We start from the raw sequence: 330 nt of genomic DNA, 5'->3' as shown, positions 1-330 counted from the left end.
CCATTCGATGCAACTGATGATGACAGCCGCCGCTGGAACTGAGGATCTGATCGTCGTCTCCTCGTTTTCCGGCCGCAACCACGAGCTTGCCCGCACGCTGGAGATCGCCAAGCGGGCGGGGCTGAAGACGGTGGCGCTCACCCAGAGCGACAGCATCGTCGCCAAGGCCGCCGCTTGGGTCATCGGCATCGACCTGCCGGAGGGCGAGAACATCTTCCGCCCGACCTCGACCCGTTTTGCCTATATGGCGGTGATCGACATTCTCGCCAATCTGGTCGCCTACCGCACCCGCGACCATGCCGCCGTCACGCTCCGCAACATCAAAACCCA

General features: G+C 63.3%; 1 protein-coding gene. It reads left to right on the top strand.

Annotated elements, in window-relative coordinates; genetic code table 11:
• Nucleotides 1-16 precede the first annotated feature (16 nt).
• On the top strand, nt 17-330 hold a 314-nt coding region (locus B4E36_RS08570), incomplete at its 3' end, for a MurR/RpiR family transcriptional regulator (RefSeq protein WP_345900234.1).

Source organism: Martelella sp. UBA3392, assembly GCF_002358775.1.
GTDB classification, from domain to species: Bacteria; Pseudomonadota; Alphaproteobacteria; order Rhizobiales; family Rhizobiaceae; genus Martelella; species Martelella mediterranea.
The sequence above is the reverse complement of the archived record's forward strand: the minus strand, read 5'-3'. Positions and strand labels throughout refer to the sequence as shown.